Source organism: Burkholderia diffusa (assembly GCF_001718315.1).
Taxonomy (GTDB): domain Bacteria; phylum Pseudomonadota; class Gammaproteobacteria; order Burkholderiales; family Burkholderiaceae; genus Burkholderia; species Burkholderia diffusa_B.
The window spans coordinates 1,438,825-1,453,760 of record NZ_CP013362.1 but is presented as its reverse complement, the minus strand read 5'-3'; the positions used below and the strand labels follow the sequence as shown (position 1 = coordinate 1,453,760).

13 protein-coding genes are annotated in these 14,936 nt (G+C 66.6%); 6 read left to right on the top strand and 7 right to left on the bottom strand.

The annotated features are described in order from the left end of the window. The first annotated feature begins 158 nt into the window (after positions 1-158). A complete protein-coding gene (locus WI26_RS06635) occupies positions 159-1,832 on the top strand; it encodes an electron transfer flavoprotein-ubiquinone oxidoreductase (RefSeq protein WP_069225525.1) in 1,674 nt (557 codons plus the stop codon). 110 nt (positions 1,833-1,942) lie between these two features. Here the strand turns inward: WI26_RS06635 and WI26_RS06630 are convergent, their stop codons facing one another. The 3 genes from WI26_RS06630 to rbsK are packed head-to-tail and all read right to left on the bottom strand — an operon-like array spanning position 1,943 to position 5,245. Beyond that, positions 1,943-2,890, bottom strand: coding sequence for a dihydrodipicolinate synthase family protein (locus tag WI26_RS06630; protein ID WP_069225524.1), 948 nt, complete (start codon positions 2,888-2,890; stop codon positions 1,943-1,945). Between the two features lie 44 nt (positions 2,891-2,934). Then, positions 2,935-4,254, bottom strand: a complete 1,320-nt coding sequence (locus WI26_RS06625; RefSeq protein ID WP_069225523.1) for an MFS transporter — start codon at positions 4,252-4,254, stop codon at positions 2,935-2,937. Between the two features lie 58 nt (positions 4,255-4,312). Then, positions 4,313-5,245: a ribokinase gene (gene rbsK, locus WI26_RS06620; protein ID WP_059594387.1), complete on the bottom strand. Its 933-nt coding sequence runs from the start codon at positions 5,243-5,245 to the stop codon at positions 4,313-4,315. A 238-nt stretch (positions 5,246-5,483) separates the two neighbouring features. Between rbsK and WI26_RS06615 the strand changes: the two genes are divergently transcribed. Further along, positions 5,484-6,554, top strand: a complete 1,071-nt coding sequence (locus WI26_RS06615; RefSeq protein ID WP_069225522.1) for a LacI family DNA-binding transcriptional regulator — start codon at positions 5,484-5,486, stop codon at positions 6,552-6,554. A 68-nt stretch (positions 6,555-6,622) separates the two neighbouring features. Here WI26_RS06615 and aroC read toward each other — a convergent pair whose 3' ends face one another. The 3 genes from aroC to WI26_RS06600 all read right to left on the bottom strand — a co-directional run bounded on the left by aroC (position 6,623) and on the right by WI26_RS06600 (position 10,517). After that, positions 6,623-7,723 carry a chorismate synthase gene (gene aroC / locus WI26_RS06610; protein ID WP_059467672.1) on the bottom strand — a complete coding sequence of 367 codons (1,101 nt, stop codon included), beginning with the start codon at positions 7,721-7,723 and terminating at the stop codon, positions 6,623-6,625. 264 nt (positions 7,724-7,987) lie between these two features. Continuing rightward, positions 7,988-9,922 carry an MFS transporter gene (locus tag WI26_RS06605; protein ID WP_059543452.1) on the bottom strand — a complete coding sequence of 645 codons (1,935 nt, stop codon included), beginning with the start codon at positions 9,920-9,922 and terminating at the stop codon, positions 7,988-7,990. A gap of 139 nt (positions 9,923-10,061) precedes the next feature. Further along, on the bottom strand, positions 10,062-10,517 hold the full coding sequence (locus WI26_RS06600; protein ID WP_044846066.1) for a CBS domain-containing protein: 456 nt from the start codon (positions 10,515-10,517) through the stop codon (positions 10,062-10,064). 154 nt (positions 10,518-10,671) lie between these two features. On the opposite strand from WI26_RS06600, the gene WI26_RS06595 reads away from it, so the two are divergent. Then, on the top strand, positions 10,672-10,989 hold the full coding sequence (locus tag WI26_RS06595; protein ID WP_069225521.1) for an Mpo1-like protein: 318 nt from the start codon (positions 10,672-10,674) through the stop codon (positions 10,987-10,989). Between the two features lie 18 nt (positions 10,990-11,007). Here the strand turns inward: WI26_RS06595 and WI26_RS06590 are convergent, their stop codons facing one another. Beyond that, positions 11,008-12,339 (bottom strand): YihY family inner membrane protein, encoded by a 1,332-nt coding sequence (locus tag WI26_RS06590; protein ID WP_059467675.1) that lies wholly within the window; start codon positions 12,337-12,339, stop codon positions 11,008-11,010. A gap of 142 nt (positions 12,340-12,481) precedes the next feature. Here WI26_RS06590 and wrbA point away from each other — a divergent pair, with 142 nt between their 5' ends. Genes wrbA through WI26_RS06575 form a run of 3 tightly spaced genes read left to right on the top strand, consistent with a single transcriptional unit; the run spans position 12,482 to position 14,933 of the window. Then, positions 12,482-13,102 (top strand): NAD(P)H:quinone oxidoreductase, encoded by a 621-nt coding sequence (gene wrbA / locus WI26_RS06585; RefSeq protein ID WP_069225520.1) that lies wholly within the window; start codon positions 12,482-12,484, stop codon positions 13,100-13,102. Then, complete coding sequence (locus WI26_RS06580) at positions 13,099-13,491, top strand: DUF2069 domain-containing protein (protein WP_069225519.1); 393 nt, start codon at positions 13,099-13,101, stop codon at positions 13,489-13,491. Before wrbA ends, WI26_RS06580 begins: the two co-directional genes overlap by 4 nt. A 20-nt stretch (positions 13,492-13,511) precedes the next feature. Then, positions 13,512-14,933: an FAD-binding oxidoreductase gene (locus tag WI26_RS06575; protein ID WP_060190631.1), complete on the top strand. Its 1,422-nt coding sequence runs from the start codon at positions 13,512-13,514 to the stop codon at positions 14,931-14,933. The last annotated feature ends 3 nt before the right edge of the window (positions 14,934-14,936 follow it).

The following is a 14,936-nucleotide window of genomic DNA, read 5'->3' as shown; positions in this document are numbered from 1 at the left end:
CGTTTCGCCGCCGCGGGCGCCAAGTCCCAAGCAGCATAACCCTAGCACAAAAAATAGAACGATCGTGCTAATCTACGCGCATGCTGTTGCGGCAAGCGTTTCGTTTCGCAGACAATACGCTCCCGAATAAAAGCATTCTAACGGTTAGAGGAACGCCAATGACCCCCGCAAGCCTCATCGAGCAATACGGCCCGCGCGAATCGATGGAATACGACGTCGTGATCGTGGGCGGCGGCCCGGCCGGGCTGTCGGCCGCGATCCGGCTCAAGCAGCTGGCCGCCGAGAAAGGCACCGAGATCGGCGTGTGCGTGCTCGAGAAGGGTTCCGAGATCGGCGCGCACATCCTGTCGGGCGCGGTGATGGACCCGCGCGCGATCACCGAACTGTTCCCTGACTGGAAGGAACAGGGCGCGCCCCTGAACGTCGAGGTCACGGAAGACCGCTTCCTGTTCCTGTCGGAGAAGAGCGCGGTCGCCACGCCCAACTGGGCGCTGCCCGAGAATTTCAAGAACCACGGCAACTACGTGATCTCGCTGGGCAACGTCACGCGCTGGCTGGGCCAGCAGGCCGAGGCGCTCGGCGTCGAGATCTTCCCGGGCTTCCCGGCCGCGGAAATTCTCTACAACGACGACGGCTCGGTGAAGGGCGTCGCCACCGGCAACATGGGTGTAGGCAAGGACGGCGAGCCGACCGAGAACTTCCAGCTCGGCATGGAGCTGCACGCGAAGTACACGCTGTTCGCCGAAGGCTGCCGCGGCCATCTGGGCCGCCAGCTGATCTCGAAGTTCAAGCTGGACGCGAACGCCGATCCGCAGGCGTACGGGATCGGCATCAAGGAGCTGTGGGAAATCGATCCGGCCAAGCACAAGCCGGGCCTGGTGATCCACACGGCCGGCTGGCCGTTGAAGTCCGACACCTACGGCGGCTCGTTCCTGTATCACATGGACAACAACCAGGTGGTGGTCGGCTTCGTGGTGGGCCTGGGCTACACGAACCCGTACCTGTCGCCGTTCGAGGAATTCCAGCGCTACAAGACGCATCCGTCGATCCGCGCGTTCCTCGAAGGCGGCAAGCGCGTGTCGTACGGCGCGCGCGCGATCACGGCCGGTGGCCTGTTGTCGCTGCCGAAGACGGTGTTCCCGGGCGGCGCGCTGATCGGCGACGACGCGGGCTTCCTGAACGCATCGCGGATCAAGGGCAGCCACGCGGCGATCAAGACGGGCATGCTGGCGGCCGATGCGGCGTTCGACGCGCTGCAGGCCGGCCGTCAGTCGGACGAACTCAATGCGTACCCGGATGCGTTCAAGCAATCGTGGCTGTACACGGAGCTGTACCGCGCGCGCAACTTCAAGCAGTGGATGGCGAAGGGGCTGTACCTCGGTACGCTGATGGTCGGACTCGAGCAGAAGGTGATGGGCGGCAACGTGCCGTGGACGCTGCACCACAAGCATGCGGACCACGAGATGCTGAAGCCGGCGTCGCAATGCACGCCGATCGCGTATCCGAAGCCGGACGGCAAGCTGACGTTCGACCGGCTGTCGTCGGTGTTCATCTCGAACACGAACCACGAGGAGAACCAGCCGGCGCACCTGACGCTGAAGGACGCGAGCGTGCCGGTGAACGTGAACCTGCGCACGTACGCGGGGCCGGAGGCGCGGTTCTGCCCGGCGGCGGTGTACGAGTTCGTGAAGAACGACGACGGCAGCGAGCGTCTCGTGATCAACGCGCAGAACTGCGTGCACTGCAAGACGTGCGACATCAAGGACCCGACGCAGAACATCGTGTGGGTCACGCCCGAAGGCGGTGGCGGGCCGAATTACCCGAACATGTAACCTGCTGAGAAAACGCCGCCTTGCGCGGCGTTTTTTTGTCCCGTCTGCATTCGACGCTGCCCGGCCACGATCGGGCCCGCGATTCGCTCACTACACCCGCACCGGCCGCGCTAACGCGCCGCGATCCGCCTGCGGAAATGCTCGGTGCCGGACACGATCTTGTCGAGCACCGCATCGAGCGCCCAGAACCGCTCCCGCACGTCGTAGTCGATCGAGCGACAGCGAATCGATCCGAACGTGCCGATCCGTTGATGATAGATCTTCGCGAGCGCCGGGTAGCCGAGCGCTTCCGACACCGCCGAGAGCACCAGGAATGTCGACAATTCGCCGGCAAGTGCCGGATCCGAGTCGCCGTGGGTGCGCAGCCACCGATACAGATCGGGGTGGAAATTGGTGAACACGCCGTTGAAACCTGCGGAGCCCGCCTTCATCGCATCCCATGCGATCGCGGCATTCGCATTCAGTATCTTCATCGGTGAGCCCGCAGCCAGCGCAACACGTCGCTTGACCGTCTCCAGGTCGCAGCTCACGTCCTTCAACATCACGAAGCGACCTGTATCGATGCACGCGCGCAGTTCGTCGTCGGACAGCAATCGCCGATAAGGCGCCGGACATTCATACAAGCCGAGCGGCAGATCCGACGGCAAACGCGCAAGCAGCTTGTCCAGATGGTCGAGAAACGCGGCACTCCCCTTGCGCTGCGGATCGAGGCGGTTGGTCACGAGCACGACGCCCTGCGCACCCGATTCCGCCGCGGCACACAGCTCGGCGACCTGCGCGTCAAGATCTTCGCTGACGTGGCCGGACGCGACGACAGGCACACGCCCGGCCACCCGCTCGACCACGAAGCGCGCAAGCTCGGCACGTTCGGCAAGACTCAGGAATTGCATCTCGCTCGATTGCGCGACCGCGAACAGCGCATCCGAGCCGTGCGCCAGATACCATTCGATGAGTCGCTCAAGGCCTGCGTAGTCGATCGCGCCAGCATCGTCGAACGGCGTCAGCATCACCGGCACGATCCCTTCGATGGTCGCGCTCGCCTGCTGATGTGATTGCATCTGTTTCTCCTTACTTCAGTGAATACACGGAATAGACGGCGGCCTCACGCCGGTAGCGGTCCGGGCGCTGCGCTCGCGGACTGCTCGGGGATCGGCTTGCGCACCAGTAGCAGATAAGCCATCGCGCCCGCGAACGCGATTGCCGCCGCCGTCAGCAGCGCCGGCACGAACGACCACTTCTGCGCGATGACACCCGTCAGGATCGGCGCGAGCGCACCTCCGATGAAACCGCCGAAATTCTGGATCGCGCCGAGCGATGCAATACGGCTCGGCGGTGCGGCCGCCGTCGCGAGCGCCCACGAACACGCCGACGCCGCATTGGCGAGAAAGATCACGACCGAAATGCATGCCAGCGCGACCGTGTTGCTCTGAACGAGCGCAGCCGGAATCGTGAACGCGACCATCCCGAGCATCGCGACGACCACCGCATTGCGCCGGCTCACGACCGGCGAGCGGCTGCGGCGCGTCACCAGATCCGACAGCCAGCCGGCAACGAGCGAGCCGATGAATCCGCACAGGAACGGCACGGATGCCGCAAACCCGGTGCGAACGAGGCTCATGTGACGCTCCATCGTCAGATATCCCGGCAGCCAGGTCAGGTAGACCCAGTTCAGATACACCGAACCGAAGAATCCGATCAGCATGCCCCAGGTCGTGCCGTGCGAAAACAGGCTGCGCCATTCGGCGAAGGTCAGCTTGGGCGCCACGACGGCCATCTGCGCATCGGCATCGAGATACCCTCGTTCCGCCGCGGTCAATTGCGCGCGCGCCGGATCGCGATACGACGCAAACCACACGACGGCGACAACCAGACCCAGTGCGCCCGTGACGAAGAACGCCCAGCGCCAGTCGAGCGAGGCGACGAGCACCGACAGCAGCAACGGCGCGAGCGCGGTACCGAGCGGCGACGCCGCGTTGAAGATCCCGGTCGGCGTACCGCGTGCGCGCAACGGAAACCAGTTGCTCACCACCCGCGCCGCCGACGGGAACTGCGGCGCCTCACCGATGCCGAGCACGATGCGCGCGACGATGAACCAGCCGAAGGTGGACACGATACCGCCCGCTGCCTGCGCGAACGACCAGACGATCAGCCCGATGCCGAGCAGCCGGCGCGGCCCGATGCGATCGACGAGTCCGCCGACCGGGAACTGGCACAGCGCATAGCTCCACGAGAATGCCGACAGCAGCAGCCCCATCTGCGAAAGCGACAGCCCGAGATCGTTCCGGATTGCCGAACTCGCGACGGCCAGCGTGCCGCGATCGAGATAGTTGACGATTCCGCTCGCCATCAGCAGCGCGAGCGCGATACGTTGTCCGCGCCGGATACGTGGCGGCGCAGTCGGAACAGGCTGATCTTCGTTCATTTCGATTGTCTCCATGTCATGGGCCGGTGCCTGCCGGCGCTTTCCGTCGTTGCGGAATCTATACGGCGGCCAGGTTTTCCACTTCCTCGCGTGTCGGAATCGACGTCTGCGCGCCGTGGCGCGTGACACTGATCGCGGCAGCACGCTGGCCGAACGCGATCGCGTCGTCCATCGATGCGCCGCTCGCCCGGGCCGCCGCGAATCCGCCGACAAAGGTGTCGCCGGCCGCCGTCGTATCGACGGCGGCCACCGTCATTGCCCGATGGCGGCCGCTCCCTGCGCTGCCGCGCCAGCAGACGCCGCGCGCGCCCAGCGTGACCAGCACGTTGCCGACGCCCTTCGCGTGCAGCGCCTCGGCGGCGCGCACCGCCGAGGCGTCGTCGCCGACGGCGATGCCGGTCAGCGACTCCGCTTCCGTTTCGTTGACGACGAGATAGTCGATCCGTGCCAGCAATGCGTCGAACAGCGGCTGTGCAGGCGCCGGATTGAGCAGCACCGGCGTGCGATGTGCGAGCGCACTGCCGATCGCGCGCGCGACTGTCTCGATCGGCACCTCGAGCTGGCACACCATCAGCGCCGCACCGGCGATCGCGTCGCGCGCCCCGTCGATCAATTCCGCATCGAGACGCGCATTTGCACCGGGTACGACGACGATGCTGTTCGCCCCGTGCGCATCGACCGTGATCGTCGCCACGCCGGTTGCCTCGCCGTCGATCCGGTGCAGATGCGTCACGTCGATGCGTTCGGTCGCCAGTGCATCGTGCAGGCGCGCCCCGAATGCGTCGTCGCCGACGCAGCCGATCATCGCCACCGATGCACCGAGACGGGCCGCCGCCACCGCCTGATTCGCACCCTTGCCGCCGTGAACGGTCTGGAACGTCGTGCCGAGCAGCGTTTCTCCGGGCACGGGCAGCCGCGGGGCATGCGTGACGAGATCGACGTTGAGGCTGCCGACGACCGCGATTCGAGGGGGCTTTCCGTGATTCTTCATTGAATGTAACCGCTTACATTTGCGACAAACAAAATAGCCGGAACGGCCATCGTCGACGAAAATTTCACCATGCAGCTGCAATCGGTGTCTGACATAATACGCGCATGCATCAAGATAGCGCTTACATTCGCACAGGCACGACCAAGAATGCAAGCGAGCACACGTTGAATCGAGGGTAAACGATGGCGTTTTTGACGACGCGTGGCGCCTGCTGGGCAGCCGCGCCCGGGGATGACCGATGAGTACGCCCCCATCCAGCAGCGGCGCGGCGCGCGCACGCCGCGGCAGCGGCCGATCGGTGCTCGGGGATGTCGCGAAACTCGCCGGCGTGTCGACTGCGACCGTTTCGCGCGTCTACAACGACCCCGGCAAGGTTTCGGCCGACGTGCAGCAGCGCGTGCGCGACGCGGCACGCGCTCTGAACTGGATTCCCAACGCGGCCGGCCGAGCACTCGCCTCCACGCGCACCCACATCACGGGTGCGATCATCCCGACGCTCGACGACCAGGTGTTCGCATCGCAGGTAGCGGGCATGCAGGCGGTCATGGCCGAGCACGGCATCACCCTGTTCCTGGGCTGCTCGAATTACGACCCGGCACAGGCACTCGCGCAGGTGCGCGCGATGCTGTCGCGCGGCGTCGAAGCCGTGTCGCTGGTGGGCGAAGCCTATCCGCCGGAAGTGTTCGAACTGCTCGACCTGCATCGGGTGCCGTATGTCGTCACTTATGCTTACCGCGACGATAGCCCGCACTGCTGCATCGGCTTCGACAACCGCGCGGCATTCGCGCGACTGACCACGCACCTGCTCGAGCTCGGGCATCGCGATTTCGCGATCATCATGCAGCCTTCCGCGGACAACGACCGTGTGCAGGCCCGCCTGCGCGGCATCCACGACACGCTCGCCGCGCGCGGGCTCGCGGTCCGGCCGATCCACCAGCATGAAGGCCCGGCCACGATTGCGTTCGGGCGGGCGAGCCTGCGTGCGATCGTCGATAGCGGAGCGGCGCGCCCGACCGCCGTGATCTGCGGCAACGACGCACTCGCACTCGGCGCCCTGCTGGAAGCACAGGCAATTGGTCTCGAGGTGCCGTCCCAATTGTCGATCACCGGCTTCGACGATGTTGCGCTGGCTCGCGAAATCCGGCCTGCGCTGACGACGATGTGGGTCGACACCGATGCGATCGGCCGCAAGGCCGCCCGCGCGTTGCTCGATGCACTCGAGCACGGCAAAGCCGGGCCCGGTTGCGCGATACTGCCGGAGCTGCGGGTGCGCGAGTCGGCCGCGCCGCCGGCTTCGGCGGCCCAATGAAAACGGGGCGCCTTGGCGCCCCGTTTCGCATCGAATCGGTCCAGCGGGCGCATGCCGGCCCGCTCGCATCAGGTCGCGCTGCCCGCGATCTTCGGCGTCGACGTCTCGACGTCGCCGCACTGCGCACGATGGCGCAGCGCATGGTCGATCAGCACCAACGCGAGCATCGACTCGGCGATCGGCGTCGCGCGAATGCCGACGCACGGGTCGTGGCGACCGAAGGTTTCGACCGTCGCCTCTTCGCCGGACTTCGTGATCGAACGCCGCGGCGTGCGAATGCTCGACGTCGGCTTGATCGCGATCGACACGGTGATGTCCTGCCCCGTCGAGATTCCGCCGAGCACGCCGCCCGCATGGTTGCCGACGAAGCCGGCCGGCGTCAGTTCATCGCCGTGCACCGAGCCGCGCTGCCCGATGCTGTCGAAGCCCGCACCGATCTCGACGCCCTTCACCGCATTGATGCTCATCATCGCCTTCGCGATGTCCGCGTCGAGCCGGTCGAATACCGGCTCGCCCCAGCCGACCGGCACGCCCGACGCAACGACGTCGATGCGCGCGCCGATCGAATCGCCGTCCTTGCGCAGCGCGTCCATGTAGGCTTCCAGCTCAGGAACGATCGCCGCGTTCGGCGAGAAGAACGGGTTCTCGCGAACGTGCGACCAGTCGACGAACGGCACGTCGATCTCGCCCAAACCGCTCATGTAGCCGCGCACCTCGACGCCGAAACGCTCGCGCAGCCACTTCTTCGCAACCGCGCCCGCGCCGACGATCGGCGCGGTCAGGCGCGCGGACGAGCGGCCGCCGCCACGGTAGTCGCGGATGCCGTATTTCTGCCAGTAGGTGTAGTCGGCATGGCCAGGGCGGAACGTCTCGACGATGTTGCCGTAGTCCTTGCTGCGCTGGTCGGTATTGCGGATCAGCAGCGCGATCGGTGTGCCGGTCGTCACGCCTTCGAACACGCCGGACAGGATCTCGACCTCGTCGGCCTCCTGGCGCTGCGTCACGTGCCGCGACGTGCCGGGCTTGCGGCGATCGAGTTCGACCTGGATGTCGGCTTCGGTCAGCCCCATTCCCGGCGGGCAGCCGTCGATCACGCAGCCGATGGCGGGACCGTGCGATTCGCCGAAGGTCGTGACAGTGAAAAGCGTGCCGAGGGTATTGCCGGACATGATGGAACCGCCCAAAGAGAATTGGACAAACCGATGCGCTGCCGGGACCGCTGGCAGGCCGATCGTTTGCCGGTCGAGAAAAAGAAGTAAACCGCTATTATGCCAGCCGTCCCGTGCCCGCGGGCCGTGTGAACCGTTCAGACCACACGGGCCGGCCACGCGGACCGCCCGGCGCAAGGACCGTCACCCGCGCCGTTCCGGCCAAACGAGCCGGTTCGCCGCCGTCGTCACGGCCCGGCGAGATGCCGCCGGGCCCGCTCCTGCTTACTTTCGCGCACCGCGCAGCTCGGTCACCGCAGCTTGCAACGCCTCGGGCGTCGCGACGGATGCCGGGATCGGCTCGCCGACTGCGAGCGTCAGCCGGCTCATCACGCCGCGTTTGATGGGTCGCGGCATGCGCGCATCGGCATGGCGGGAGAAATAGCTGCCCCACAGCCCGCGCAACGCCATCGGAATCACGGGCGCCGGCGTACGGCTCAGGATTTCGGTGATGCCGTGGTGGAACGTGTTGATGTCACCCGTCTTGGTCAGCTTGCCTTCGGGGAAGATGCACACGAGCTCGCCGTCCTTCAGCGCGGCCTCGCACGCGTCGTACGCGCGTGCGAGCATGTCGGGATCCTCGTGGCGCGGCGCGATGGGAATTGCCTTCGCATGCCGGAACACCCAGCTCGCGAAGCGCGTCTTGAAGATCCGGTGATCCATCACGAACCGGATCGGCCGCGGGCTCGCCGCCGCCAGCACCAGCGCGTCGACGTAGCTCACGTGGTTGCATACGAGCACGGCCGCGCCCTCTTCCGGAATCCGCTCCGCATGCACGAGGCGAATCCGGTAGAACGTGTGCACCAGCACCCACGCGACGAAGCGCAGCAGGAATTCCGGAACGAGCAGATAGATGTACGTCGCCACCACGACGTTCAGCAACGCGGTGACGAGGAACAGGCCCGGGATGTCGACGCCGGCCTTGGTCAGCCCCATCGCCATCAGGGCCGACAGGATCATGAACAGCGCGTTCAGGATGTTGTTCGCGGCGATGATCCGCGCACGATGGGTCGGCGCGCTGCGGCTCTGGATCAGCGCATACAGAGGCACGCTGTAGAAGCCGCCGAACATCGCGAGCAGGAACAGGTCGGCCAGGATGCGCCAGTGGCGCGCGCCGGCCAGGAATTCCCCGACCGACAGCAGATGCGCGGGCGAAGGCAGCGAGCGGCTCGCGAAATACAACTCGATCGCGAATACGCTGATGCCGATCGAGCCGAGCGGCACGAGGCCGATCTCGACACGCCGCTGCGACAGACGCTCGCACAGCAGCGAGCCGAGGCCGATCCCGACCGAGAACGTCGCGAGCAGAACCGTGACGACATCGGGGCTCGCGGACAGCACGTCCTTCGCAAAATTGAAGAACGACGTGAGGAACGTCGCGCCGACGAACCACAGCCACGAGATGCCGAGCAGGCTCAGGAACACGGTGCGATTCTGCCGCGCGAGCCCGAGGTTGCGCCAGGTCTCGCTGAACGGGTTCCAGTTGATCACGAGATCGGGCTGCGGCGCCGGCGTCGGCGGCACGCGCTGCGCGACGAGCCGTCCCGCGAGCGCAATGACGACGACGCTGACGGCGAGCACGCGCTCACCGCTGCCTTCGATGCCCGCGGCCGCACCGCCGATGATCGTCCCGATCAGGATCGCGATGAACGTGCCCATCTCGACGAGGCCGTTGCCGCCGACCAGTTCGTGGTCGCCGAGATGCTGCGGCAGGTACGAATACTTGACGGGGCCGAACAGCGTCGAGTGCATCCCCATCATGAACGTGCACAGATACAGCAGCGTCGCGCTGTGCGTGACGAAACCGGCCGCGCCGACCAGCATCAGCACGATCTCGAAGGTCTTCACGAAGCGCGTGAGCGTCGCCTTGTCGTATTTGTCGGCGATCTGGCCGGAGGTGGCCGAGAACAGCACGAACGGCAGGATGAAGATCGCGGAAATCAGGAACGCGGCGGTCTTCGCGTCGACGCCGGAGAAACGTGCGGTGTGATAGGTGACGAGCGACGTGAACCCGATCTTGAACACGTTGTCGTTCAGCGCCCCGAGGAACTGAGTCGTGAAGAACGGCGCGAAACGGCGCTGACGCAACAGGTCGAACTGCGACGCGTGGGCGCGCCGTTCGCCGCGCGACGCGGAAGAGACTTGCGTGTGATCGCTCATGCGGAATACGCGTGCATCGTCTGGGCGAAGCTGCGCGGGCCTTGTGTTGTTGTCGAAAAAACGGCGGCGCAGGCAGAACCTGCGCCGCCGTGCGCCGAGTGGCAGCGCCCGCGCATCATGGCATCGGGCGCGACGTGCTTCACGGCTTCTGCGCTTCGGCTTCCGATTCCGGCCAGTCGCGGATGTACGCCTTCAGCATCCGGTTCTCGAAGCTTTGCGCCTCGACGACCGTCTTCGCGACGTCATAGAACGAGATGACGCCCATCAGCACCTTCTTGTCGAGCACCGGCATGTAGCGCGCGTGGCGCTCGAGCATCATCCGGCGCACTTCGTTGACGTCGGTTTCCGGCGTGCACGTGAGCGGCTCGTCCATCACCTTGCGCACCTGCACGTCGCCGATCGCGCCGCCGTTCACGTGGAGGCGCAGGATAATCTCGCGGAATGTCAGCATCCCGACGAGATCGCCGTACTCCATCACGACGAGCGAACCGATATCGTGTTCGGCCATCGTATCGACCGCTTCGCGCAGCGGCTTATCGGGCGTCACCGTAAACAGCGTGTTGCCCTTCACTTTCAGAATATCGCTGACGCGCATCGTAGTCCCCTCATGCTTGAATGCAAATCCGCTTTCGATCCTATCGGAAAGCCTGTCAAAAGGAAAGCGCGCCCCCGCGCGGGCGCGCGCCGCTTGCGGACGCCGGCCGCCCGCCGCACAATGATTCCATCGACAGCGGCCCGAGGAGACGGCCATGGCGCATACGCATACGGAGCAATTCGCCAGCTTCGCTGATTTCTACCCTTACTATCTGAATGAACACCAGAACCTCACGTCGCGGCGGCTGCACTTCATCGGCTCGCTCGGCGTGATCGGCTGCGTCGCGATGGCGATCGCGACAGGCTACTGGCCGTGGCTGCCCGCGGCGGTCGTGAGCGGCTACGGATTCGCGTGGGTCGGGCACTTCTTCTTCGAGAAGAATCGCCCCGCCACGTTCCGGCACCCGATCTACAGCCTGATGGGCGACTGGGTGATGTTCAAGGACATCTGCACCGGGAGGATCCCGCTGTAACGGCCGCCCGGCAGCACGTCACGCCGTTTTCGGCGGTCGCGCGTGCGGGTCGGGCGCCCCGCCGGGCACGTGCCCCGGCACGGTTTCTGCCGGCTGCACGCCGGCGAGTCGGTGCGCGGCGATCAGCGACGCAAGCGATACGTCGAACCGGTCGTTCGACAGCACCTCGAGCAATGCCGCACCTTCGACGTGGCTGCGGCGCCGCTGCAGCTGGTAGGTCAGCTCCGTGCGGTCGATCACCAGCACGTCGAACAGCTGCGCCAGCGTCAGTTGCTCCGGATTCGCCAGCAGGATGTAGCGCGGCGCAGGTTCGCCGCTTTCCAGCCGCGCGATCCATTCCCGCTCCTCCATCGTCAACAGCAGCCGCTGCGCGGTTTCCATGTCGCAGCGCAACATGGCCGCGAGCCGCATCGCCGTATGGCCGGCCTTGCCGGCCGCGCGCGCCTCCGCCAGCCGCGCGAGCAATTCGAGCGCGTCGAGCAAGTCGCTGCCCGGATAGTGGATGCGATGGAACTGGCCGACGCGGATCGCCGGCAGCGCGGACGCCACCATCGCACCGAGCAGTGCGATGAACCAGCTCAGGTACACCCACAACAGGAACACCGGCAGCGCCGCGAACGCGCCGTATACAGCCGTGTAGGTCGGAATGCGCCGCACGTAATAGCCGAAGCCGCGCTTCGCGAGTTCGAACGCGATAGCCGCGAACAACCCGCCGATCACCGCGTCGCGCCATGCGACCGTGCAGTTCGGCAGGTACACGTACAGCAGCGTGAACGCGAGCACGGTCAGCGGCAGCGACGCGAACGCGAGCAGCCATTCGACGATCGACGTCGACGGCGCGGCGCCGGTGAACGCCAGCGACTGCGTAAACAGGTACGACGAGATCGACAGGCTCACGCCGAACAGCAACGGACCCAGCGTGATGAGCGCCCAGTACGCGAGCACGCGCTGTGCGAACGGCCGCGGCTTGCGCACCCGCCAGATCAGGTTGAACGCGGACTCGATCGTCATCATCGTCATCACCGACGTGACGACGAGCGCGATCAGGCCCGCCGTCGTCAGCCCCTTGGCCTTCGACGCGAACTGGTTCAGGTACTTGAAGATCTGGACGTTGAACTGCGCGGGCATCAGGTGATCGGCGAGGAATCCCTGCAGCGAGATCTGGAACGACGCGAACATCGGGAACGCGGTGAACAGCGCGAACGCGACCGTCACGAGCGGCACGAGTGCCAGCATCGTCGTGAACGTGAGGCTGCCCGCCACTTGCGGGATGCGATCCTCGGCGCTGCGCCGGGCTGCGAACTGCGCGAGGCGCTTGAGGGTGTCGAGATCGACGCTCAACTTCGGCAAACGGCTTCTCCTTCTCGATGGTGCGCGCGGCGGCGCGCCGCCGCCGCGCTGCGCGACGACTTCAGCCCCTATAATAGCCGCTCGATCCAGCAGGGGCCGACTGCACCGGGCATGCGCGCGGCCGCACGCGGCCCCGTCGCCCATGAAAGACATTCTCGTCCTTTATTACAGCCGCCACGGCGCCACGCGCGATCTCGCGCTCGCGATCGCGAACGGCATCGACAGCGTGCCCGGCATGCAGGCCCGCATCCGCACCGTGCCGCCCGTCTCGACGGTCTGCGAAGCCACCGCGCCCGACATCCCCGAGGACGGCCCGCCCTACGCGGAGCTGCGCGATCTCGAGGAATGCGCGGGCCTCGCGCTCGGTTCGCCAACCCGCTTCGGCAACATGGCCGCCTCGCTCAAATATTTCCTCGACGGCACGACCCCGCAATGGCTGTCCGGCGCGCTGACCGGCAAGCCGGCCTGCGTGTTCACGTCGACCGGCAGCCTGCACGGCGGCCAGGAATCGACGCTGCTGTCGATGATGCTGCCGCTGCTGCATCACGGGATGATGATCGTCGGGATCCCGTACACGGAATCCGCGCTCAGCACGACGCGCACCGGCGGTACGCCGTACGGCGCATCGCACGTGTCGCAGCACGATCGCAGCGCGCCCGAAGGGCTGTCGGCCGACGAAAAAGCGCTCGCGGCTGCGCTCGGCGTGCGGCTCGCCCGCGCGGCGGCGGCGCTGTCCGCCGCCCATGCTGCCGAAGCCGCATGAACGCGCCGGCCCGCCCCGCCGTCGTCGTCCGGCCGCGCTGCGCGCTGGCCGCGGCCGCGTGCCTCATCGCGCTGATCGCGCTGTCGCTCGCGTGGGAACTGTGGCTCGCGCCGCTGCGCCCCGGCGGCTCGGCGCTGATGCTCAAGGCCGTGCCGCTCGCGCTCGCGCTGCCCGGCGTCTGGCGGCGTAACATCTATACGATGCAGTGGGCGAGCATGCTGATCCTCGTCTATTTCGCCGAAGGCATCGTGCGCGGCATGTCCGACCGCGGACTGTCCGCGACGCTCGGCTGGTGCGAGACCGCGCTCGCCATCGGCTTCTTCGTGGCAGTGCTTGCGTACGTCGCGCCGTTCAAGCGCGCGGCGAAGCGGCAGCGCGCCGCGTCCTGACCCTTACGCGACCGAACGTGATGATTTCTTCCGAAGCCTTCGTATCCGCCTGCCGCGACGCGATCGGCGCCGCCTACGTGCTGACCGATCCGCACGACACCGAGCCATTCCTGACCGATTGGCGCCGCCGCTACAAGGGCAGCGCGTGCGCGGTGCTGAAACCGGCCGATACGGCCGAAGTCGCCGCACTCGTCCGGCTCGCGAACACGCACGGCGTCGCACTCGTGCCGCAGGGCGGCAACACGGGCCTGGCCGGCGGCGCGACGCCCGACGCGAGCGGCGGCCAGGCCGTGCTGAGCCTCGCGCGCCTGAACCGCGTACGCGCGCTCGATGCGCACAACAACACGATCACGGTCGAAGCCGGCGTGATCCTCGCCGACGTGCAGGCGCGCGCCCGCGAAGGCGGCCGACTGTTCGCGCTGAGCCTCGCGGCCGAAGGCAGCTGCACGATCGGCGGCAACCTGTCGACCAACGCGGGCGGCACCGCGGTGCTGCGCTACGGCAACGCGCGCGAGCTGTGCCTCGGGCTCGAGGTCGTGACGCCGCAGGGCGAGATCTGGGACGGCCTGCGCGGCCTGCGCAAGGACAACACGGGCTACGACCTGCGCGACCTGTTCATCGGTGCGGAAGGCACGCTCGGGATCATCACGGCCGCCGTGATGAAGCTGCATCCGCTGCCGGCCGCGCAGGTCACCGCGCTCGCCGCGCTCGAGTCGCCGCACGCGGCGCTCGACTTCCTCGCGCTCGCGCAGCGCGCGGCCGGCCCGCTGCTGACCGGCTTCGAGCTGATGTCCGACTTCTGCATGCAGCTCGTCGGCAAGCACTATCCGCAACTGCGCTATCCGTTCGACCGCACGCATGCACAGACGGTGCTGCTCGAACTGTCGGACAACGAGAGCGAAACGCATGCGCGCGCGCTGTTCGAGAAATTGATGGAAGAAGCGTTCGAGGCCGGCCTCGTGGTCGACGCGGTGGTCGCGGAAAATCTCGCGCAGTCGCGTGCGTTCTGGGATCTGCGCGAACATATCCCGCTCGCGCAGGCCGACGAAGGACTGAACATCAAGCATGACATCGCGGTGCCGATCTCGTCGATCGCGCGCTTCATCGACGAAACCGACGCGGCAATCCAGCAGGCCGCGCCCGGCGCGCGAATGGTCACCTTCGGCCACCTCGGCGACGGCAACCTGCACTACAACGTGCAGACGCCCGAAGGCGGCGACCCGAAGGCGTTCCTCGTGGAATTCCAGACGCCGATCAACCGCATCGTCTACGACAACGTGCACCGTCACCACGGCACGATCAGCGCGGAGCACGGGATCGGCCAGTTGAAGATCGACGACGCGCAGCGCTACAAGTCACCGGTCGAAACGGCGCTCATGCGCACGCTGAAGACCGCGTTCGATCCGCGCGGGCTGATGAATCCCGGCAAGGTCCTGCGCTGAAGC